The organism is Paenibacillus sp. FSL P2-0121 (genome assembly GCF_037975345.1).
Classification (GTDB): Bacteria; Bacillota; Bacilli; order Paenibacillales; family Paenibacillaceae; genus Paenibacillus_AQ; species Paenibacillus_AQ odorifer.
Genome location: NZ_CP150245.1, coordinates 1,577,141 through 1,597,621 on the forward strand (window position 1 = coordinate 1,577,141; position 20,481 = coordinate 1,597,621).

At 48.8% G+C, this 20,481-nt stretch carries 18 protein-coding genes; 17 read left to right on the top strand and 1 reads right to left on the bottom strand.

What is annotated here, in order from left to right; genetic code table 11:
* Positions 1 to 17 precede the first annotated feature (17 nt).
* The 17 genes from MKY54_RS07025 to MKY54_RS07105 all read left to right on the top strand — a co-directional run bounded on the left by MKY54_RS07025 (position 18) and on the right by MKY54_RS07105 (position 19,287).
* Positions 18 to 1,142, top strand: a complete 1,125-nt coding sequence (locus tag MKY54_RS07025; protein ID WP_339189985.1) for an XdhC family protein — start codon at positions 18 to 20, stop codon at positions 1,140 to 1,142.
* Positions 1,084 to 1,656 (top strand): NTP transferase domain-containing protein, encoded by a 573-nt coding sequence (locus MKY54_RS07030; protein WP_339189986.1) that lies wholly within the window; start codon positions 1,084 to 1,086, stop codon positions 1,654 to 1,656. Before MKY54_RS07025 ends, MKY54_RS07030 begins: the two co-directional genes overlap by 59 nt.
* A 242-nt stretch (positions 1,657 to 1,898) precedes the next feature.
* A complete protein-coding gene (locus MKY54_RS07035) occupies positions 1,899 to 3,059 on the top strand; it encodes a BMP family ABC transporter substrate-binding protein (RefSeq protein ID WP_036680038.1) in 1,161 nt (386 codons plus the stop codon).
* Positions 3,060 to 3,168: 109 nt separating this feature from the next.
* A complete protein-coding gene (locus tag MKY54_RS07040) occupies positions 3,169 to 4,701 on the top strand; it encodes an ABC transporter ATP-binding protein (protein ID WP_339189988.1) in 1,533 nt (510 codons plus the stop codon).
* Entirely contained in the window at positions 4,698 to 5,840 is a 1,143-nt protein-coding gene (locus tag MKY54_RS07045; RefSeq protein ID WP_076276663.1) for an ABC transporter permease, read from the top strand. The genes MKY54_RS07040 and MKY54_RS07045 overlap by 4 nt, the downstream gene beginning before the upstream one ends.
* 3 nt (positions 5,841 to 5,843) lie before the next feature.
* Positions 5,844 to 6,773 (top strand): ABC transporter permease, encoded by a 930-nt coding sequence (locus tag MKY54_RS07050; protein ID WP_076185399.1) that lies wholly within the window; start codon positions 5,844 to 5,846, stop codon positions 6,771 to 6,773.
* 58 nt (positions 6,774 to 6,831) lie between these two features.
* Complete coding sequence (locus MKY54_RS07055) at positions 6,832 to 7,731, top strand: FAD binding domain-containing protein (RefSeq protein ID WP_339189991.1); 900 nt, start codon at positions 6,832 to 6,834, stop codon at positions 7,729 to 7,731.
* Between the two features lie 34 nt (positions 7,732 to 7,765).
* A complete protein-coding gene (gene pucD / locus MKY54_RS07060) occupies positions 7,766 to 10,060 on the top strand; it encodes a xanthine dehydrogenase subunit D (protein ID WP_339189993.1) in 2,295 nt (764 codons plus the stop codon).
* Positions 10,047 to 10,583: a (2Fe-2S)-binding protein gene (locus MKY54_RS07065; RefSeq protein ID WP_339189995.1), complete on the top strand. Its 537-nt coding sequence runs from the start codon at positions 10,047 to 10,049 to the stop codon at positions 10,581 to 10,583. Before pucD ends, MKY54_RS07065 begins: the two co-directional genes overlap by 14 nt.
* A gap of 4 nt (positions 10,584 to 10,587) precedes the next feature.
* Complete coding sequence (uraD, locus tag MKY54_RS07070) at positions 10,588 to 11,100, top strand: 2-oxo-4-hydroxy-4-carboxy-5-ureidoimidazoline decarboxylase (RefSeq protein ID WP_076185397.1); 513 nt, start codon at positions 10,588 to 10,590, stop codon at positions 11,098 to 11,100.
* Positions 11,101 to 11,151: 51 nt separating this feature from the next.
* Complete coding sequence (pucL, locus tag MKY54_RS07075; protein WP_339189997.1) at positions 11,152 to 12,102, top strand: factor-independent urate hydroxylase; 951 nt, start codon at positions 11,152 to 11,154, stop codon at positions 12,100 to 12,102.
* A complete protein-coding gene (gene uraH / locus MKY54_RS07080) occupies positions 12,102 to 12,476 on the top strand; it encodes a hydroxyisourate hydrolase (protein ID WP_076125436.1) in 375 nt (124 codons plus the stop codon). Before pucL ends, uraH begins: the two co-directional genes overlap by 1 nt.
* A 33-nt stretch (positions 12,477 to 12,509) precedes the next feature.
* Positions 12,510 to 13,904, top strand: a complete 1,395-nt coding sequence (locus MKY54_RS07085) for an allantoinase (RefSeq protein WP_339189999.1) — start codon at positions 12,510 to 12,512, stop codon at positions 13,902 to 13,904.
* A complete protein-coding gene (locus tag MKY54_RS07090) occupies positions 13,901 to 15,157 on the top strand; it encodes a Zn-dependent hydrolase (RefSeq protein WP_339190001.1) in 1,257 nt (418 codons plus the stop codon). Before MKY54_RS07085 ends, MKY54_RS07090 begins: the two co-directional genes overlap by 4 nt.
* Before the next feature lie 34 nt (positions 15,158 to 15,191).
* Positions 15,192 to 16,424 (top strand): alanine--glyoxylate aminotransferase family protein, encoded by a 1,233-nt coding sequence (locus tag MKY54_RS07095; RefSeq protein WP_339190003.1) that lies wholly within the window; start codon positions 15,192 to 15,194, stop codon positions 16,422 to 16,424.
* A gap of 234 nt (positions 16,425 to 16,658) precedes the next feature.
* Positions 16,659 to 18,476, top strand: coding sequence for an adenine deaminase (gene ade, locus MKY54_RS07100; RefSeq protein ID WP_339191130.1), 1,818 nt, complete (start codon positions 16,659 to 16,661; stop codon positions 18,474 to 18,476).
* 358 nt (positions 18,477 to 18,834) lie between these two features.
* Positions 18,835 to 19,287, top strand: a complete 453-nt coding sequence (locus MKY54_RS07105) for an IDEAL domain-containing protein (protein WP_076125508.1) — start codon at positions 18,835 to 18,837, stop codon at positions 19,285 to 19,287.
* 93 nt (positions 19,288 to 19,380) lie between these two features.
* Here MKY54_RS07105 and hemH read toward each other — a convergent pair whose 3' ends face one another.
* On the bottom strand, positions 19,381 to 20,394 hold the full coding sequence (gene hemH / locus MKY54_RS07110; RefSeq protein ID WP_339190005.1) for a ferrochelatase: 1,014 nt from the start codon (positions 20,392 to 20,394) through the stop codon (positions 19,381 to 19,383).
* Positions 20,395 to 20,481: the final 87 nt, after the last annotated feature.

Consider the following 20,481-nt stretch of genomic DNA (forward strand, 5'->3'; position numbering starts at 1 on the left):
CGGAGGAGGGGAACCTCGTGAATACACATGAGATCGCAATGCATATTCAAACCCATCAGGCGCCTGCGGTGCTGGCAACGCTAATAGAGGTGGAGGGACACTCGTATCGTAAAGCCGGAGCGGTGATGTTGTTTTTTGAAGGAGGTACGATTGGGAGCCTGAGTCCAGGTTGTCTGGAAAACGATCTGCAGCTGCGAACTTCTGAAATCTGGGAACGAGGGTTGCCCGAAATTGTGGAATACAACATGCTGTCTCTGGATGATCTGTCCTGGGGTGAGGTTGTCGGCTGTGGAGGCAAAATCAAAGTAGTGCTTGAACCCGTGCAGGGTCAGCTCTACAAGCTTTTAGTGCAGGCGAGTGACAGATTGGCTAGGGGAGAGAAGCTAATTCTGTTCCGCGAAGCATTGGAGAAAGGTTTTGCCTATAAGCTGGAGCTGGATCCAGACCTTGTACTGCCGCAGAGCAAGAAACATCCGAAATTATCCCACTCGGCAAAAGAAAACCTAGCGGCAGGTCGCTTTATGGCCGCTCCAGCAGAATTGACAGCATTCCATACGTCTTTCGTGCCTAGACCGCGGCTTGTGATTTTTGGCGGGGGACGTGATGTGGTTCCAATTGCGGAACTTGCTGACAGAGTTGGCTTTCGGGTTGCGGTTGCGGATTGGCGCGAAGGAAGCTTGCACAATAAGTTTCCTCGAGCTGAACAAGTAATTTGTTCCCCTATGGAGGTTGTTCAGCGATTGGGCGTAGTTCGAGAGGATTATGTATTGATTTGCAGTCATCAACTTGGGCGGGATAGACAGTTCCTGGAGAGTGTGATTCCGCTTGCTCCTCTATATATAGGGATTATCGGTTCGAAGGCGCGAATATCTCTTTTACTGGAAGGGTTTGAGGCTCCTGCATCTTTGCATGCACCTGTAGGGTTGCCGATTGGAGGAGAAGGTCCGGAGGAGATTGCGGTCAGTATTATAGCAGAAATTATTCAAATTAGAAGGGTGGGCTCACGAGAGCTGCCCAAAGGAGCGGATAGTATTGAAGGTAGCAGGAATATATTTGGCAGCGGGGCAGAGCAGGCGGATGGGCGTGTCCAAGGTTTCACTGAAATTGTCGCAGGAGGTCTCACTCGGGAGCGTCGCGCTTAGTGAATTGGATCGTTGCAATCTAGAACCGCTAATCGTGGTAGTGCGTGCGGATGACAACTTGGAATGGCTGCCACCCGCGATTGAGCCGCAAGGCTCCAGACGTACCGAAACTTGCTTAACCGCACATCTAGGATTGTCTTTTTCACTGCGCTGCGGCCTTAATGCGGTATTACCTTTACAGCCCGATGCAGTAGTTGTGGCGCTTGCGGATCAGCCATTTATTACTACAGCATTAGTGAATCGTCTAATACAAACGTTTGAACAATCTCCGGAGATGGACTATGTCGCTAGCGTCAGCAATGGGTCGGCTATGCCCCCGGCTTTGTTCTCGAAGACGTTGTTTCCAGCACTACAGGGATTAGATGGAGATCGAGGAGCGGCGGGGATATTGCGTTCACCTGATTATAAGGGGATTGTTCTGGAATCTGAGTCTGCCCATTATTTCATGGACGCAGATACAAAAGAAGATTTTGGTGAGATTCAGGAGCAATGGATTCTGAGAAATGGAACGTGAAGTAAAGAATAGTGTGGAAAGTAATCTGAAACAGTGTTCCTTTTCCACCTTTGGTCATATAATATGACACGCAACTCACCTTCCGAAAACCAATTAGTGCATTACACACAAAAAAAGTTCTGATTCTTATATTCCTATACAAACGTATGTTATATAAATTTACGCCAAGGCCACCTCTAAGTATAGTAGAAGTACATTAATGGTTGCAGCCATGATGAGAGATGATTTGGAGGAGGAGAATTATGAAAAAAAGGGGTCAGTTCATAACATCTTGTCTTGCATTAATGGTTCTAATGACGGTGGCTTTGGTGGGGTGTGGCAGCAATAATAATACTTCTACAAATGCAACGGAGGCACCAGCGACAACTACAGCGGCAACAGAGGCAACTGCAACAACAGAACCGGCTGCAAAGAAACCGACGGTTGCTTTTGTTTATATCGGACCTCCAGGGGATGGCGGCTACACGTACCAACATGATCAAGGACGGCTGTATATGGAGAAGGAGCTGGGGATTAAAGCTGACTTTGTAGAAAATGTCCCTGAAAGTGCTGACGCCGAACGAATCATCACAGAGCTTGCGCAATCACACGACATCGTGTTTACAACGAGCTTCGGATATATGGATTTTACATTAAATGTAGCGGGCAAATTTCCCAACGTGAAGTTCCTGCATGCTTCGGGTTACAAAACCGCAGAGAACATGGGGACCTACTTCGGAAAGAACTATCAGGCCAGCTATCTGAGCGGCATAGCGGCAGGGAAAATGACCAAAAATAATCAGTTGGGTTATGTAGGGGCTTTTCCGATCAGCGAAGTGATTTATAACTTGAATGCTTTTACCCTTGGAGCACAAAGTGTCAATCCTGATGTAAAGGTGAATGTGGTATGGACGAATACATGGTATGACCCGACGACTGAACGTCAAGCGGCAATCAGCTTGCTGGATAAGGGTGCGGATGTGCTTTTGGCCTATCAGGATTCACCTGCAACCCTGCAGGCTGCTGCTGAACGAGGGGCTTTTGCCGGGGGAAATGACTCGGATATGAGTAAATACGCTCCGGACAATTATTTGACGAATCCGGTATGGAATTGGGGGCCGTATTACGTAAAAGCTGTGCAGGCAGTTATGGATGGAACCTGGAAGAGCGAGCAATATTCCGGTGATATGGCTGACGGTATGGTGGAGCTGGCTCCTTTCGGGAACAAGATCCCAGATGATGTGAAAAAGCTTGTCGAAGACGCCAAAGCCAAAATTATCAGTGGTGAGCTTGAGGTTTTCACAGGTCCGATCTCAGATAATCAAGGGAATGTGAAGGTTCAGGAGGGTCAGAAGCTGACCTTGGAGGAAGTGCTGGGCATGAACTGGCTCGTAAAAGGTGTGGAAGGAACTATCCCGCAATAATGTTTAAAAATAGGGAATAAGATGTGCACAATCTATGGGTGGGGCGGGTTCCGTTAAGCGGAAACTTCCCCACCCGTACTACAACTTGAAGGAAGGAGGGGTTCAGGCCATGCGGGGAACTTCAGTTGAAATGCGGGGGATTGTGAAAAAATTCGGCTCGGTAACCGCCAGTGATCAAGTCGACTTTTCGGCAAATGCGGGTGAGATTCATGCGTTGCTTGGGGAGAATGGGGCCGGGAAGAGCACGGTGATGAGCATGCTGTCAGGGGTGTACAGAGCAGATGAAGGAGAAATCTTCATTCATGGGAAAGGTGCTCAGATCCGTTCTCCTAAAGATGCTGCGCAGCTGGGTGTAGGTATGGTGTTTCAGAACTTTAGGCTGGTGCAAAGCCTCACAGCAGCAGAAAATATCGTGCTTGGCGAAAAGTCGTCTTTCTGGCGCGGCCGTAAGTGGATGAAGAACAAACGCGAGGAGATAGAGGCATTAGCGGAACGGTTTGGACTGAATTTCCCGGTGGATCGCCCGATCTGGCAGTTGTCCGTGGGGGAGCAGCAGCGTGTTGAAATCGTTAAGACGCTGTATCGCGGGGCTGACATTATTATTCTGGATGAACCAACCTCTGTATTGACCCCGGGAGAGGTGGAACAGCTATTTGAAACGCTGCGGGTCATGAAGCAGGCAGGAAAAACGGTCATTATGACTACTCATAAAATGAAAGAGGTTATGGCGTCCTCCGATCGGATTTCCGTCATGCGCAAAGGGAAAATGATCGCCACACTGACCACGGCAGATACAGATGAACTGGAGCTGGCTCGTCTGATGGTGGGCAAGGAAGTAACCATCACTCGTCAAGAACGGGAAGCCACTGAAGGGGATTCTTTATTAGAAGTGAAAGATGTGGACGTATATGCCGATCACGGGCGAAAAGCACTGGATCACTTCTCACTGAACGTATGTAAAGGGGAGATTGTAGGCGTAGCTGGGGTAGCTGGTAACGGGCAAAAGGAACTGGCTGAAGTGTTAACAGGTCTTAGAGGCTGGAAAAGTGGTGAAATCACGTTTGATGGAAAAACGGTGAAATCGGCTTCGGTTAGAGGGGCAATTGATTCAGGAATCTCCCACGTGCCGGAGAACCGGATGAAGAGCGGTTTAGCTGGACGCCTCGGATCGGTGGATAATCTTTTGTTTAAGTCTTACCGCTCAGAGGAGCACTCCAAATTTGGTTTCTTGAAGTCCGCGAAGAACCGTTTGTGGTCACAGGAGCTGGTCCAGCGCTTTAACGTCAAAACACCTGAGCTGGAGACGCCAGTACAACAGTTGTCAGGTGGTAATCAGCAGAAGCTGCTCTTTGCACGTGAAATCAGTCATCGGCCTAAGCTGATGGTCGCCGTTCATCCGACACAAGGGCTGGATGTAGGTGCCACGGCTGGTGTTCACGACCTTCTTATGGAGCTGCGTGGTTCAGGTAGTGGCGTGTTGTTAATTTCGGAGGATTTAGATGAATTGCTTCAGTTGTCCGACCGGATTCTAGTGATCTATAACGGCTCAATTATTGGTGAGAGTGCACATGAGGAAGCGAATCGAGAGAGCATCGGACTACTAATGGCTGGTATTCATAATAGAGAGGAGAGCGCCGTATGAGCCCGGAGAATGGAAGAAATACCGCAGCAGCTGTACTGGAACCCCTCCCCTCCCACTCCGGAAAACGATTCTCTCTACGTTTCGAATACGATGCCAGCCGCATCCGTTCTCCTTGGTGGACACCTATTGTATCTATAATTTTAGCGCTATTGTTGTGTGCCCTATTTATTGCGGCGAATGGTATGAATCCGGTGCTGGTCTATGAAAAAATGTTCCGTGGCGCATTTGGCACTGCGTATGGGCTCACGGAAACGATGGTTAAAGCGATCCCGCTACTCCTATGTGGGCTTGGGATTGCTGTGGCTTACCGCATTTCGGTATGGAATATTGGAGCAGAAGGCCAGTTAACCGTTGGGGCTATGGCGGCCACAGCGGTCACGATTTATTTTCCTGACTTACCTTCATTCTGGTCCCTGAGCTTAATGCTGCTGTTCGGGATTGCCGCGGGTGCGCTTTGGGGACTATTGACTGCTATTCCGCGGACGCATTTTGGAGTGAATGAGCTAATCACTTCATTAATGCTGAATTATGTTGCCCTATTGGCGCTCGATTACGTGGTATTCGGACCCTGGAAAGATCCTAAAGGTTTTAATTTCCCGGGATCACCTATGTTTACTGCGGCTCAGTCGCTGCCTGTTCTCGGAAGTACAAGATTGCATATTGGATTGTTATTTGGACTTATCGCCGTTGTGATTTATTACTTAATGATTCGTTTTACCAAGTGGGGTTACGAGCTCCGGCTGATTGGGGCCAATCCTGTTGCAGCCAGATACGCGGGGATTCCTATCAAGCGCCATATTATTATCGTCATGCTAATCAGTGGGGGGCTCGCCGGGATCGCTGGCATGGCGGAGGTCTCCGGTGTTACACACAAGCTGATGCAGGGCATTTCACCGGGTTATGGATACACCGCCATTATTGTGGCTTGGTTGGCCAAATTGAATCCACTCGGTCTAATCGTTACTTCTATTTTATTCGGTGGCTTAATTGTTGGCGGATATAGTGTTCAAACCATCGGGTTGCCCTCTTCAATTTCAGAAATGCTGCAGGGCTCCATCCTGTTTTTCTTGATTGCTGGCGATATGATCTATCGTTTCCGCATTCGTCGTAGCCGGGTTCAGCTGAAAGGGGGGAGATAGGCGATGGATTTTACAACACAGCTACTTATTGCCGCTATTTCCGCAGGGACCCCGCTGCTGCTGGCTACGCTGGGAGGCATTCTAAATGAACGAGCCGGCATTATACAGCTTGGGGCTGAAGGTCTGATGCTGATGGGGGCGGTCACCACTTGTATCGTGTATATTCGCTCCGGAAACCTGTTGCTGGCTCTGCTGGCTACCGTAGCTGTAACGGCTGTGCTTGGTTTGCTGCATTCTTTTCTTTGTGTGACCTTGCGGGCGAATCAAACGATGTCCGGTCTTGCGATGACCTTGTTCGGCAGTGGGTTGAGCGCTTATCTTGGTAAACCGATCAGCGGCATTCCTTTGCCGGGAACCTCCCCTAAGCTGCATCTGGCTTGGCTGGAAAATGTACCGTTCATCGGAAAAATATTCGGCAACATGGACTACCTAACCTGGTTCAGCCTGCTGCTAGTGCTTGCTCTGCATCTGCTAATTCACCGCACTTCATGGGGCCTGCATTTGCGGGCAGTCGGAGACAGTCCGGCTACCGCAGATGTGATGGGGATCCGTGTGCAGCTTATCCGCTACAGCTATGTGATCACCGGTGCTGCTCTCATCGGTCTGGCCGGAGCGGATATGGTATTGGCCTATGCGCCAACCTGGAATGAAGGGCTGACAGCCGGTCGAGGCTGGATTGCGGTAGGGCTAGTGATTTTTGCCAGATGGAATCCGCTGCGCGCCTTGTTCTGCGCTTACTTTTTTGGGGCATTGGATTCACTTGGCTTCCGCATTCAATTGCTGGGCAGTGCAGTTCCGCCCTATTTTCTCAAAATGATTCCGTACCTTGTGACCATTCTGGTCCTGATGTACCTGGGGTACCGCAATCGCAACAAACCATCCGGTACACCGGAGGCGCTGGGAATTCCTTATATTCGGGAACAAAGGTTTTAAGGCAGGCTATACGAGAAGGGAAGCGGCAATCTGGTACTCAAAAAGGGAGGCGGAGTGTATGGGAGTTATACGGGAAGAGGATGGAAGACTACCTGAAGTAATTCAACCCCACAGCCTGCACGAAGCTTGGGAGAGAAAAACGGCGTTTGGAGACAGTTCCCGATATGTCGCAGGAGGAACATTGCTGAGAACAGGGTGGGAAAATGGAACGGATCATATGCCCAAACAGCTGATTGATCTTCGGCAAATCACAAATCTCGGCGACATTACCTTAACGGAATTTCACTTATCTCTGGGCGCTCTTGTTCCACTCTCCCAGTGCCGCAGTAATGAGCATTTGCAGGCCGTGGCTCCTGCGCTGCAAGAGGCTGCACGTTGCATAGCGACTCCGTCGGTGCGTAATCTTGCCACGCTCGGGGGCAATATCGCTTCTGGCTTCGGAGATATTCTACCTGCGTTACTGGTCTATGACGCGGAGTTAATCTCCTTTGACGGCAAATTTATGACGGCACTACCTTTGATAGAGTGGCTAAACAATCACTGGAGCGGGATAAAACCTGCGGCAGATCTTGTGGCTGAGATTCGCATCTCACCTACTCGCTTAGAGAGTCCGTTAACGGATAGGCTAGAAATTTTTCGTAAGGTTGGCCGCAGGGAAGCGTTCACCCCTTCACTTGTAACGGTAGCAATCTCAGCATCAATCGATGAGGAACTCCGTTTCCGTGAGGTGCGTATCGCCGCAGGTGGGGGCTCTGGGCGGCCGCAGCGACTAAGTAGAGCTGAAGTTATGCTTGAAGGTGTGAGGTATACAGAGGAGCTGTTGGCTTCTTTATATGAAGAGGTTGAGAACAGCTTTGAGACGTATAGTGATCCCTTTGCATCAGAACTTTACAAGAAAAAGACTGCTGGGAATTTGGTTGTATCTGAGCTGTGGAAGGCTATGAATATACGGAGTTAAGAGGTGAATAACCCGACGAAAGGAGAGAGGGAAAATGCTGCTGAATAAGGAATCCAGCGGTAGCCGCTGGCGTACACGACCCGATGGAGAGGGCAAGGTATCCGGTAAGCTGCAGTATTTGACCGACATGAGGGCAGAAGGAATGTTGATCGGCCGCGTGCTCCGCAGTGAGCAGGCACATGCTCGTATTTTGTCCATACGCATTGAGAAGGCCGTTGAAGTCCCTGGTGTACACGCTGTAATTACTCATGAGGATGTGCCCGGACTTAACGGCTTTGGCATAGCTTTGCCGCATCAACCGGTATTTTGCAGTGACCGTGTGCGTTACACTGGCGATGCGATTGCGGCAGTCGCGGCAGAGACGGACGAAATTGCGGAATACGCCTTATCTCTTATCGAAGTGGATTATGAGCTTCTACCCTTACTCGAGAACCCGGAAGAGGCGATGAAAAAGGACGCAATTCTGCTGCATGCCGAGGGAAACGTGCTTCATCAAACGGAATATCGGAAAGGGGAGCCGGAAACGGTATTTACGGATTGCTGTCATGTGGTAGAGGAGACTTATTATACACCACGCCAAATGCACACTTATATGGAGACTGAAGGTGGACTGTTTATCCCAGAGGATAACGGACGGCTTACCGTATATTCAGCTACACAACATGGGTTGATGGATCGCCTGCAGCTATCCAGAATTCTGGCTATTCCTCAAGAAGATATTCGCGTCATCTCGAGTCCTATCGGCGGGTCCTTTGGAGGAAAAGACGAGCTGAATGTACAGCCATATGGAGCGCTGCTCGCCTTGCGGACACTCCGTCCGGTAAGACTGCATAATTCGAGAGCTGAATCGGTACGTGCAGGACTAAAACGCCATCCCATGAAAATCACCATGAAAACTGGCTGCGACCGCGAAGGAATCATCAGGGCACATCAGGTCAGAATTATTTCGGATACGGGAGCTTACGCAACACTGGGGGCGGAGGTGCTCAACTTTGCGACAGAACATGTGATGGGCCCCTATATCATCGATCATGTGGATGTGAAGGGTTTTGCTGTATATACCAATAACGGTGTATCTGGTGAATTTCGCGGTTTTGGCGGCAATCAGGCGATTTTCGCTTTGGAGGGACAAATCGATCGGTTGGCTGAGCGATTGCAGATCGATCCGTGGGAAATGCGCCGCCGCAATTTGCGTAAATATGGAGATCTGGGGCCGCTGGGTCAGGAAATTGCTCAGACCGATGGTGCCTTTCAGGTGTGGGAAGCGCTGGCGGGTTCGCCTCTTATGACTGAGGCCGCATCTACAGACAGTGATTCAGGTGTTGTGGAACCTTGGATCGTAACTGGAACGGGTGCTGCTATAGCTATGCATGGTGCAGGACTTGGTTATGGTATTCCCGATCCGGCGGGTGGCAGGCTCTCTTTGACGCTAGAGGGCAAGATTGAGGCGGTGTTTGGTTACGAGGAGTTTGGTCAGGGGTTAATCGCAACAATGGAACAAATGCTGATTGAACAGTTTGGCTTGGCGGCAGAGGATCTAAGCATCGTCATTGGCGATACGGATGTTGTGCCCGATAGCGGATCTAGTACGGCTTCCCGATCAACCAGCATGATGTGGATGGCCTTAAAACGGCTGCGTCCAGACTTCACCGCTCGAGTGCTGCAGGCAGCTGCGATGATAAAGCCAGAGCTGGATAACTATGAAATGAAGCTCGGCCCTGGCGGCATTTGGCTAAAAGACGGCGGTCTGCTTCTGACTTACAAGGACTTGGCACAGCATATTTCAGAACCCATTGTCTGTAATACAAAGTTTACTTATCCAACCACACCCTTTAAAAGAGTGGGGGCACATTTCCTATACACCTATTCTGCAATCGCAGTCCGCGTGGAAGTTAATCTGCTTACTGGACGTGTTCGTGTACTGGATCAATATCATGCGGTAGCGGCGGGACCGGTGGCTAATCCGCAAGGTTATCTTGGACAGATCGAAGGTGGCAGCAGTATGGCGGTCGGTTTCACCTTGTCAGAGGATGCTGTGATGTCTGGCGGCAGCTATGTCACCAAAAATTTAGACACCTATTTGGTGCCGACCATTGCCGACATGAATGGCAGCATTCAGGTGCAGCCGATAGAGGATTTGCCGGATCATGACACGTACGGTCCTCGCGGCATTGGAGAGGTGGGTTCCGTCAATTTAGCTCCGGCAGTCGCGTCAGCCATATTTCAGGCTGTAGGGAAACGGGTAACCAAGCTGCCCATTGATCCCGAATGGCTGCAGTCTACACCGTTTATTCCACAAAAGGTGGTGAACATCCATGTCGAGCCATAATTCAGATGCGAATCTAGATGAAGATAACCTTGACCCCTTATCGTCTGAGGAAGCCTTTGCAGAAGAGAGGTTCACCTTTAATTGCAATCTTAATGGCAAAGCGATATCCACGGAGATTCCACCCTCCCGCCGGCTTTTAAAGGTCATACGTGAAGATTTGGAGCTGACCGGCACAAAACGTTCTTGTGAGATTGGCCGCTGCGGGGCATGTCTGGTGCTGGTGGATGGACGTCCAGTGAATTCATGTCTGGTCATGGCCTATCAATGCTCAGGTGCGGAAATTACAACGATTGAGGGTCTTAGTGAAGTAGGCCTGCATCCCGTTCAGCGGGCTTTTTTAGAAGAGGGGGGGTTCCAATGCGGTTATTGCACACCAGGGATGGTTATCTCGGTGGTTGCTCTGCTGGAAGAGAACCCGCATCCTACTCAGGCTGAAGTGGAAGAAGCTTTATCGGGTAACATTTGTCGCTGTACGGGGTACGGTGGCATTTTACGAGCTGTTAACAAAGCTATTGGAGGTTGAGTGGATGGTCGTTTCTGAAGGCAGGTTTACGATGGAAGAGATAAATGCCATGAGTATAACGGATTTTGTGAAGCATCTAGGCGGCATTTTTGAACATTCACCGTGGGTAGCAGAGGAGGCTTATAAGCAGATTCCGTTCCATTCTTTAGAGCATTTGCATAGCACCATGATGCAGACCGTACTGAGTGCTGACCGGAGCCGAATGGAGGGACTATTAAAAGCTCACCCGGATTTGGCGACTAGGCTTCAAGTTACGGCTTTATCTGCTTCTGAGCAGCAGGGAGCTGGACTGGATCGGTTAACAACGGAAGAGTTTAATCTATTAAATGATCTGAATCGAAAGTATACGGACAAATTTCATTTCCCTTTTATTCTAGCTGTTCGTGGCAAAAACAAAGATGACATTATCAGCGCCATTGGCGTGCGAGTTGAGCGTTCCCCTCAGGAGGAATGGGTTCAAGCCTTTTCTGAAGTCGGTACAATTACGAGATTTCGCCTAAGTGATTTAATTATTTAATTATTTAATTATTTAATTATTCATTCATCATAAACGGGGAGGGTGTCAGCCATGCTGGAACCAATTAACGGACGTACAATATTTTATGGAAAAAGTGATGTGCTAACTTATCGTACCTATGCTAAACCGCTGGCCGTTACCCCCGTTCCCGAATCTTCCTTCACGGGCTGCGACAACATTATATTCGCACATAATATTACATTCGCGGTCACGGGCGAAGCGTTTCTTCCTTCTTTTTCAGAGGGGGATAATTCCATGGTCGTTGCTACCGATTCTATGAAAAATTTTATCCTGCGCAATACCGCGGACTACACTGGAAGCACAACGGAGGGGCTACTGCAGCTTCTAAGCAGCCGTTTTCTCGATAAATACGATCATGTCACCGCAGTTTCAGTTTCCGCAGACCGGTTACCTTTTGAACAGGTGATGGTACCCGGGGTTGAGGGGCTTAAACAGAGTCATTTAGTACTGCGTCACTCCAATAATGAATCTTATTCGGCTTCGTTAACTATAAAACGTGGAGAGAATGGGACTGAGGTTATCGCTCATGAATGCCGATTGAAGGATTTACAGCTGATAAAAGTGAGTGGAAGCTCGTTTTATGGATTCGTCCGTGATGAGTACACAACATTGCCGGAGAGCTTTGACCGTCCGCTTTATATTTTTCTGAATATTAACTGGACCTACAGTGATGTTCAGCATGCTCTGGATGGAGATCTAGGCCAATATGTGGCATCGGAGCAGGTTCGCGATATCGCCCATAGCGCTTTTCATGAGCTGAACAGTCCATCAATCCAATCGTTGATTTATCAAATTGGGCTGCGCGTATTGTCCCGTTTTCCACAGCTGGCTACCGTTTCATTTGAGTCCAATAACCGGACTTGGGAAACCATTGTTGAGCCTGAAGAAACTAAAGGTGGAGTCTTCACCGAACCTCGTCCACCCTATGGTTTTCAGGGCTTTTCTGTCAGCCGTGCAGATCTGGCCGGAGAGACAGCGTAATGAGCGGGCGTCTTACCACCCATGTGCTGGATCTGTCGCGGGGGATTCCTGCTACAGGTCTGACGCTTCAGCTCTGGAAGCTTACGGATGGGATGAGCAAGCTTCTGTGTGAAGAAGTCACGAACAGTGACGGGAGGCTGGATGCTCCGCTGCTGGAGGGAAACGAAATGGAGTCTGGATGTTACGAGCTGCTGTTTATGGTTGGCGATTACTACCGTAGAGCGGATGCCAAAGCGTCAGCAGACACTCAACGTGAGATGCCTTTTTTTCTAGAACAGATACCTATTCGCTTTCATATAGAGAGCTCCATGCAACACTACCATGTACCTTTGCTAGTAGCACCTGGTGGATATAGTACGTATCGGGGAAGTTAAGAGAAAGTTGACGACCGGAGGAGGTGGCAGCTCATGAAGGAATCCTATGAACTTGTGATTAAGAACGGGAATGTAGTGCTGCCCGATCAGGTACTCAAGCTGGATATTGCAGTATCAGAGGGTAAGATTGTCGCACTTGGAGAGGAACTTTCGCTTGCGACGCTAACCAAAGTCATCGACGCAGAGGGGTTCTATGTGCTCCCCGGTATGATTGATATGCATGTCCACTTTAATGAACCAACGTTTGGACATTGGGAAGGCTTTCGCAGCGGTTCTGCGGCGTTGGCAGCTGGCGGCTGCACAACCTATGCAGATATGCCGCTTAACGGCAATCCACCTACTGTGAACGAGGCTGGGCTTCGTCAAAAGGTAGATGCTGCGGCTGGAAACTCTGCCGTTGATTATGTGCTGTGGGGTGGGCTCGTTCCCGGCAATCTGGATGATTTAGAAGTTTTGGCAGCCGCTGGCGTCACTGGGTTTAAAGCCTTTCTCTCCAATCCTGGAGGGGAGGGCGAAGGCAGATTCCGTGAAGTGGATGAGGATACACTCTATCAAGGGATGCAGCGAATCGCTTCTCTGGGCGGGATTCTGGCGCTGCATGCAGAAAGTGAGGCTATCACGGCGGTGTTGACCGCAGATGCAGTGCGAAATGGCAGAACCAGCGCAAGTGATTTTGCGGCTTGCCGCCCTGCTGAAGCAGAGCTGGAGGCAGTGTCCAGGGCGCTGCTGTACGGTGAACGTACGGGCTGCCGGTTGCATTTTGTTCATATCAGCACGGCCGCCGCCATTGAGAAAATCTATGAAGCTAAGCTTCGAGGTCTGGACGTTTCGGCCGAAACCTGTCCACATTATCTGGTCCTCACTGAAAATGATATGAAGGCTTTAGGCCCTGTGGCGAAGTGTGCGCCTCCGCTGCGAAGTGCGGTGGAGCAGGAGAAGTTATGGGAGATGCTGGCCCAAGGCAAAATCGATCTGATTGCTTCGGATCATTCCCCCTGTCCAACGGAATTGAAGGTGAAGCCGGACTTATCTTTTTTTGCAGCTTGGGGTGGGATCTCGGGTGCGCAGAGCAGTTTGGAGCTTATGTTCCATGAAGGCGTGAATGTGCGGGGTTTGGATGTTACATTAATTTCCAGTCTGCTCGCAGGGCAACCCGCAAAACGTTTTGGAATAGAGCATCGTAAAGGCGCTATAGCCCTAGGTCTAGATGCCGATCTAGTTCTGCTGAATCCAAATACAACCTATACGCTGACTGCGGAGGATTTATTGTATCGCCACAAGCACAGCCCCTACATCGGAAGAACTTTGTCCTGCAAAGTAGTTGCTACGATCTGTCGCGGGAATGTGATCTATACCTCTGAAGAAGGAGTGATCAGTGAGGGAGGTGGACAGTGGCTGCGAATTAGGAAGGAGCAGTACAGCCTATGAATGATTCCAGAGTTCAAGCGTCGACTCAGAAACTGCTGGAGCTGCTGGAGGAGCTGGCGACATTCAGCACACCTGGGCCAGGAGTTACTAGACTGCTATATACGGAGGAATGGAGCCGGGCGCAGATTTTTTTGCAGGAAAAAATGGCTGGGTTCGGCTTAGAAGTTTCCGTAGACAAGGTTGGCAATGTATATGGACGATTGAGTGGATGCAATCCGCAGCAAAAGATTATTTTAACCGGATCGCATATTGATACTGTAGTCAATGGCGGGAAATATGATGGTGCGTATGGGATCGCTGCGGCTATGATTGCGCTTCAAGATTTGCAGAGGAACTTTGGCCAGCCGCAGCGGACGCTTGAGGTCGTATCTTTTTGTGAAGAAGAGGGGAGCCGATTTCCGCTTGCTTATTGGGGTTCGGGCCATGTCACGGAAAGGTATGACGGAAGCGAGGCCGAGACCTGTATGGATGCAGAGGGAGTGACGTTAAAAGCAGCAATGGCACAATCCAGCTTCTTACAGGACATAACGGAGGAGAAAGCTTCTAAGCGGACTGGAGTCAGAAATGATATTGGTGCTTTTGTAGAACTGCACATCGAGCAGGGGATTATTCTGGAGAAAACGGACACTCAGATAGGCGTAGTTCAGGGGATTGTTGGACAGAGACGATATGTGGTCAAGGTCAGTGGTATTGCTAATCATGCGGGCACGACACCGATGTTTATGCGGCAGGATGCACTGGCTAGTGCGGTTGAAATGCTGTACGTGCTTGAAAGTTCTGCTAAAACGGCTGGTGAACCTCTTGTAGCAACCTCGGGTAAGCTTGAGGTGTATCCGAATACGCCAAATGTGATCCCGGGTGAGGTTCTTTTTACACTAGATATCCGCCATAGTGAAGAGGACGAACTGGAACGTTTCTGTGAGAAGCTTCTTGCGGAATGTAATGAAATTGCTGTTAAACGTGGGGTGATTCTTGAGGTTACATCCGTGCTCCACACAGTCCCTGCACCTATGGATACGAAGCTATCTGCAATGCTGGAAAATATCTGTCGCCAAGAGGGGAAGACGTACCGCATGATGGTAAGTGGAGCGGGACATGACGCCCAGCTGTTTGCGCCGCGTTGCCCTACTGCGATGATATTTGTGCCAAGCCGAGCTGGCATCAGCCATTCTCCGGAAGAGTATACTTCCCCTGAGCAGCTCGTTGCTGGGCTTGAGGTTCTGACTGCGATGTTATATGAGTTAGCTTATTAAAAAGAGTTCGCCGAACTTTTAAGGGAGGATCATCATGAAGCGTTACGAAGATTTGTCGCCGTCCCAACGCTGTATTATGACTCCGGGTCCGGTCGAGGTAGATCCGCGTGTACTGCGGGCGATGTCTTTTCCGGTGCTGGGTCAGTTTGATCCAGAGTTCACCTCTATTATGAATGAAACGATGGAAATGCTGCAGGAGTTGTTTGCTACTTCTAATTCATGGGCTTACCCTATCGATGGTACCTCCCGTTCTGGAATTGAAGCCGTGATGGTTAGTTTGATCCTGCCGGGTGAGCGTGTGCTGATTCCGATCTTTGGCCGCTTCGGACATCTATTGCATGAGATTGCTGAAAGATGTGGCGCTGAGGTGTTCGTGTTGGAAAAGCCATGGGGGAGTGTGTTTGAGCCGGATGAAGTGATAGCAGCTATGGAGACTTTTAAGCCACATGTGGTGGCAATGGTTCACGGGGAGACCTCTACAGGACGTGTGCAGCCACTCGCGGAAATTGGTAGAGCTTGCCGCCGGATGGATACTTTATTCATAGTCGATGCAGTTGCAACCATTGGGGGCATTCCTGTCGAGACAGATGCTTGGATGTTGGATGCCGTCGTTGGCGGTACACAGAAATGCCTGTCCATCCCTTCCGGAATGGCACCGATAACGTATAATGATCGTGCTGAAGCTAAGCTCATGACCCGAAAACGAGTAGAACGAGGGATTAGAACAAGTGATGTCCAGCCAGGTGACTTATCTTTTGTCCGCAGCAATTATTTCGATCTCGGCATGCTTCAGGATTACTGGAGTCCACAACGTCTCAATCATCATACAGAGATGACCTCAATGCTTTATGCACTGCGGGAGGGCTTGCGGCTTACCCTTGAAGAAGGGCTGGATGCCCGATTCGCCAGACATATCCTCCATGAAAAAGCACTTGTAGCTGGATTAACAGCTATGGGTTTAGAACTATACGGGGATCCTTCCTGCAAGCTTACTGTTGTTACCTGTGTGCTCATCCCTGAGGGGATAGATGGGGAAGCTGTCCGTTCGCTGCTGCTGGGGCGGTTCGGAATTGAAATTGCCAGTTCTTTTGGACCGTTAAAGGGAAGGATCTGGCGCATCGGTACGATGGGTTTTAGCTGTCGTGAGAATAACGTGTTGCGGCTGCTTGGAGCGCTGGAAGCCGCATTACAGCGTCATGGATTTAAGGGGCCTTGCGGGTTTGGGGTTCAGGCAGCACTTGACGTATATGAGGCAAAAGTAAGATAATCGTTGGAATAGAGCGGATGGCGGGAGAGTAAAAACAGGGGCATGTCCGGATGGTTCGGACAATCTTTGGGAATAAGTAAACGGCTATCATCTACAGGGATGATTGAGCCGTTTTTTCTTACAAATACAGACCTGCGCAACTATATTATCCTAGGCTTAATAGTTAGGCAATCCTCTATGATTACGGATCTATTCACTACATCAAGACAACACTTGGATACTAACGGGGGAGAGATGAAGATGACAACTTTTACAAGAAAGCCTTTAGCGGATTGTGTACCTGAGCTTGTGGCTACGGCAAGAGGCGATAAACCGGCAACACTGGTAATTACAGGTGGAAAGCTGGTCAACGTATGCTCTGGTGAAATTCTAGAAGGAATGTCTGTTGGTGTTCAAGGTGGACGAATTGCTTATGTTGGTAAAGATGTGACACATATGATTGGCGAAGGAACGCAAGTTATTGATGCGAACGGCAAGTATATAGCTCCGGGATTGCTCGATGGCCACTGCCATATTGAGAGCACCCAGCTAACCGTTACTGAATTTTCCCGCGCTGTTCTGCCGCTTGGCACAACAGGTGGTTTCTTTGATGCACATGAGATTGCTAATGTATTCGGGCTGAAGGGTATTCAATTGATGCTGGATGAGATGCGGGGGACGCCGTTAGCTGCTTACATGCAGGTGGCTTCTTGTGTGCCTGCGGCAGGTGCGGAATTCGAGACAACGGGTGCCTCAATTGGTCCTGAAGAAGTTGCCGAAGCTTTTACGTGGGGCAAAGATGTGATTGCTCTGGGCGAAGTGATGAATTTCCCTGGCGTTGTTTACGGCGATGAGAAAATGCTTGGAGAGATTCAAGCTACGCTGCGGGCAGGCAGATTTGTTGACGGTCATTTCACATGGCCTTCCAGCGACTGGAGACTGCCAGTGTATGCTGCGGCAGGGGTGACTGGTGATCATGAGTGTGTGACAGCAGACGATGTGATTGAGCGCATTCGACTGGGGATGTATGCCAAAATGCGCCGGGGCTCGGCTTGGCATGATGTTGCCAAGACCATCACCGCTCATACAGAGCGTGGACTTGATCCGCGTCGCATGATGCTGGTAACTGACGACCGCAGCTCGGAATCGTTACGGGACGAAGGTCATATGGATTTCGTTGTTCGCCATGCGATTGCTCAAGGCGTGAAGCCAGTAACAGCCTTCCAAATGGCAACTATTAATACGGCAGAGCGTTTTGGGTTGTCTCAGGATATCGGATCTATTACTCCAGGTTCTTTTGCGGATATTATTCTGCTGGACGGGAATTTGGCCGATGTTCGTGTGGTACTTACGATTGCTGCTGGTGTAGTCGTTGCCGAAAACGGTGTGATGACGGCAGAGCTTGCTAAATTCTCATATCCAGAGGAAGTTTTGGCTTCGGTTCATTTGCCGCAGCGTCCTACCGCCGAAGATTTTATTATCGCGGCTCCAATTGAAACAGGTGAACTTACTACAAGAGTTATTAAAGTAAGAGAAAATCATGTGGAGACCATTGAACGTATGGTTTCGGTACCTGTAGTAGCAGGGCAGCTGGATGTAAATGCTGTAGAGGGTCTATGTAAAATCGCTGTGCTCGAACGGCATAAAGGAACAGGAAATAAATCAGTGGCTGTTGTGGAAGGCATCGGTTTTAAAGAACCGGCTGCTATCGCAATGACTGTTGCTCATGATAGTCATAATGTACTCGTCATAGGCAATGATAATGAGTTAATGGCTAAAGCTGCAAATGCGGTGGCGGATGCCCAGGGTGGTGTTTGTATGATCACATCCAATGGAGAAACGTTATTCCCGTTGGCCATTGCAGGCCTAATGTCTACAGAGCCATTTGAAATTGCTGCTGAGAAATCAGCTGCGATCAGCAAAGCGTTGTATGATGCCGGCTGTACTTTGAATTACGCGTTTATGACGTTATCGCTGCTTGCTTTGGCGGTTATCCCAACGTTACGTATCACAGATAAAGGACTCGTGCGGATTTCACCCGAGGGAATACAGTTAGTGCCATTGTTTGTTTAAGTAAATTAACTGAAGTATAATCCTAATGCAAAAAACTGTTCTGAGGTCGTAATGACCCTTCAGAACAGTTTTTTTTGTTTAAATATAAGAAAGCAAAAGCTTCACATGTTGCGTAATCTTTATACATCTTATTGTAATGAACAATAATATTAAACAGATTTTTAGAGAATGAAACATTTTTCTGAGCAAAATCCTAAAAAAATATAAATAAAGCATAGTCAGGTGACGATAATAATGTTAAATTAGATAAAATTAAAGTGAATTAATGGAGTTAATTTTACATTAATGGCATATAAAGAATTATAGATAATGGCAGGTTTCGAATAACCCAACTAAGAGGGACGAGGTGCATGGAGAGATGATCAGACTAGAAACGCAAGATATTTTGAATATTAGCATGAAGCAAATTGCTACTATTTTTAAGATGAAGCCGCTTGAACTGAGATTTGTCACCGATTTTCAGGGTGAGAAATATCTCTTAACTAATGATAAGTTACACCTCAACAACCAGCAATATTGGGCAAAGGTTATGGAATGTGTCTTTGATGATCATGTTAGACCTGTGTTAATGTGTGAGGTATTATATTTCCTTCGTAATGAATTTCTGGAAAGTGACATTAAGTTATGTTTTTCTTATGATTACGCAGAGGATGGGAATGGCGCAGCTACAGCTACGGCTGAAGTATCCTTTAATGACTCAGCAGATTTACAGCCGAGTGAGATTGCCGAGCTGATTGATTTTGCGTTGACCTTGCAGGACAAGCAGTGGTTCCATGAACTGACTACGAAATATAAGCAGCTTACAGCATAAGTATCCTTTCGATTCTTCATGCTTAACAATTGATATAGATAACCGTCTTGTCTGCAACAGAAATGATCTGTGGACAAGACGGTTTTTTTTGATTTACCATCCTTGGGCGTTTTTTTCTACATGTTCAGCCAAAAAATCAAGCCAATCCTCATGGTCATTCAAACAGGGGATTGCCATAAATTCCTCTGCTTGTCCTCCACCAGCCTCGAATTGTTCTCGTCCTTCTATGGCTAGCTCATGCAGCGTTTCCAGACAATCGGTCACAAGACCCGGTGAAAAAATCAGAGGCTTACGTATTCCTCGTCCGGCAAGCTCTCCCAGAACATCCGCAGTAGAGGGTCCTACCCATTCTTCTCGTCCGAAACGTGATTGAAAACTAAGCTGCCAGCGTTCGGGCTCCCAATTCATAGCAGAAGCAAGAAGATGCGCGGTTTCCATACATTGCTGCGGGTAGGGATCGCCGGTATCCGCATACCGTTTGGGAATCCCATGGAAGGTCAGTACAAAATAATCAGGTTCTTTGCTCAGAATCTCCATTTGACGCAGTAGGTGTGACTTCAAGGCTGAAATATAACCGGGCTCATTATAGTAGGCATCAATAAATCTTAGAGCCGGAATCAGACGTTTAGTTACAGGTCCAGTGGAGCTTTGGCGACCTAAGGCTGCAAAGCTGGCCTGATCGAATACGGATGCGGTAGTCGTGGACGAATATTGCGGAAACAGCGGCACAATGATAATTCGGGTAACTCCGGCGGTGTCGAATTTCGCCATCGTTTGCTCCATGCTGGGTTCGCTATAAGCCAATCCAAGCTCTACCCGATACCGCGGGCCAAGCAGTTCTTGTAATCCAGATTGCTGAGCTAAAGAGTGAAAGAGCAATGGTGATCCTTCGGTTGTCCATATTTGACTGTACAGCTCAGCGGACCGGCGTGGACGTGAACGCAGAATGACACCTCGCAGCAAAGGCTGCCACAGCAGAGGAGAATAATCTATGATTCGGCGATCTGATAAAAAACGTTTCAGATAAGGCCGTACAGCTTTTGCAGTTGGTGCAGTAGGGGTGCCGATTTGGGCGAGTATAACTCCAATAGGTGGCTGTTTGCTCAAAGCACAGAACTCCTTTCCCATATAAGAGATCGTTCTAAAATAGCATAGCTAGCCTTGAATGCACAGTTATTGAGATCACTTTGCGCG

Coding starts and splice junctions, on each gene's coding strand:
- uraD (WP_076185397.1), top strand. CDS start 10,588: ATGGTCGTTTCTGAAGGCAGGTTTACGATGGAAGAGATAAATGCCATG.
- MKY54_RS07065 (WP_339189995.1), top strand. CDS start 10,047: ATGTCGAGCCATAATTCAGATGCGAATCTAGATGAAGATAACCTTGAC.
- MKY54_RS07050 (WP_076185399.1), top strand. CDS start 5,844: ATGGATTTTACAACACAGCTACTTATTGCCGCTATTTCCGCAGGGACC.
- MKY54_RS07045 (WP_076276663.1), top strand. CDS start 4,698: ATGAGCCCGGAGAATGGAAGAAATACCGCAGCAGCTGTACTGGAACCC.
- uraH (WP_076125436.1), top strand. CDS start 12,102: ATGAGCGGGCGTCTTACCACCCATGTGCTGGATCTGTCGCGGGGGATT.
- pucL (WP_339189997.1), top strand. CDS start 11,152: ATGCTGGAACCAATTAACGGACGTACAATATTTTATGGAAAAAGTGAT.
- pucD (WP_339189993.1), top strand. CDS start 7,766: ATGCTGCTGAATAAGGAATCCAGCGGTAGCCGCTGGCGTACACGACCC.
- MKY54_RS07085 (WP_339189999.1), top strand. CDS start 12,510: ATGAAGGAATCCTATGAACTTGTGATTAAGAACGGGAATGTAGTGCTG.
- MKY54_RS07040 (WP_339189988.1), top strand. CDS start 3,169: ATGCGGGGAACTTCAGTTGAAATGCGGGGGATTGTGAAAAAATTCGGC.
- MKY54_RS07090 (WP_339190001.1), top strand. CDS start 13,901: ATGAATGATTCCAGAGTTCAAGCGTCGACTCAGAAACTGCTGGAGCTG.
- MKY54_RS07105 (WP_076125508.1), top strand. CDS start 18,835: ATGATCAGACTAGAAACGCAAGATATTTTGAATATTAGCATGAAGCAA.
- MKY54_RS07095 (WP_339190003.1), top strand. CDS start 15,192: ATGAAGCGTTACGAAGATTTGTCGCCGTCCCAACGCTGTATTATGACT.
- ade (WP_339191130.1), top strand. CDS start 16,659: ATGAAGATGACAACTTTTACAAGAAAGCCTTTAGCGGATTGTGTACCT.
- MKY54_RS07035 (WP_036680038.1), top strand. CDS start 1,899: ATGAAAAAAAGGGGTCAGTTCATAACATCTTGTCTTGCATTAATGGTT.
- MKY54_RS07055 (WP_339189991.1), top strand. CDS start 6,832: ATGGGAGTTATACGGGAAGAGGATGGAAGACTACCTGAAGTAATTCAA.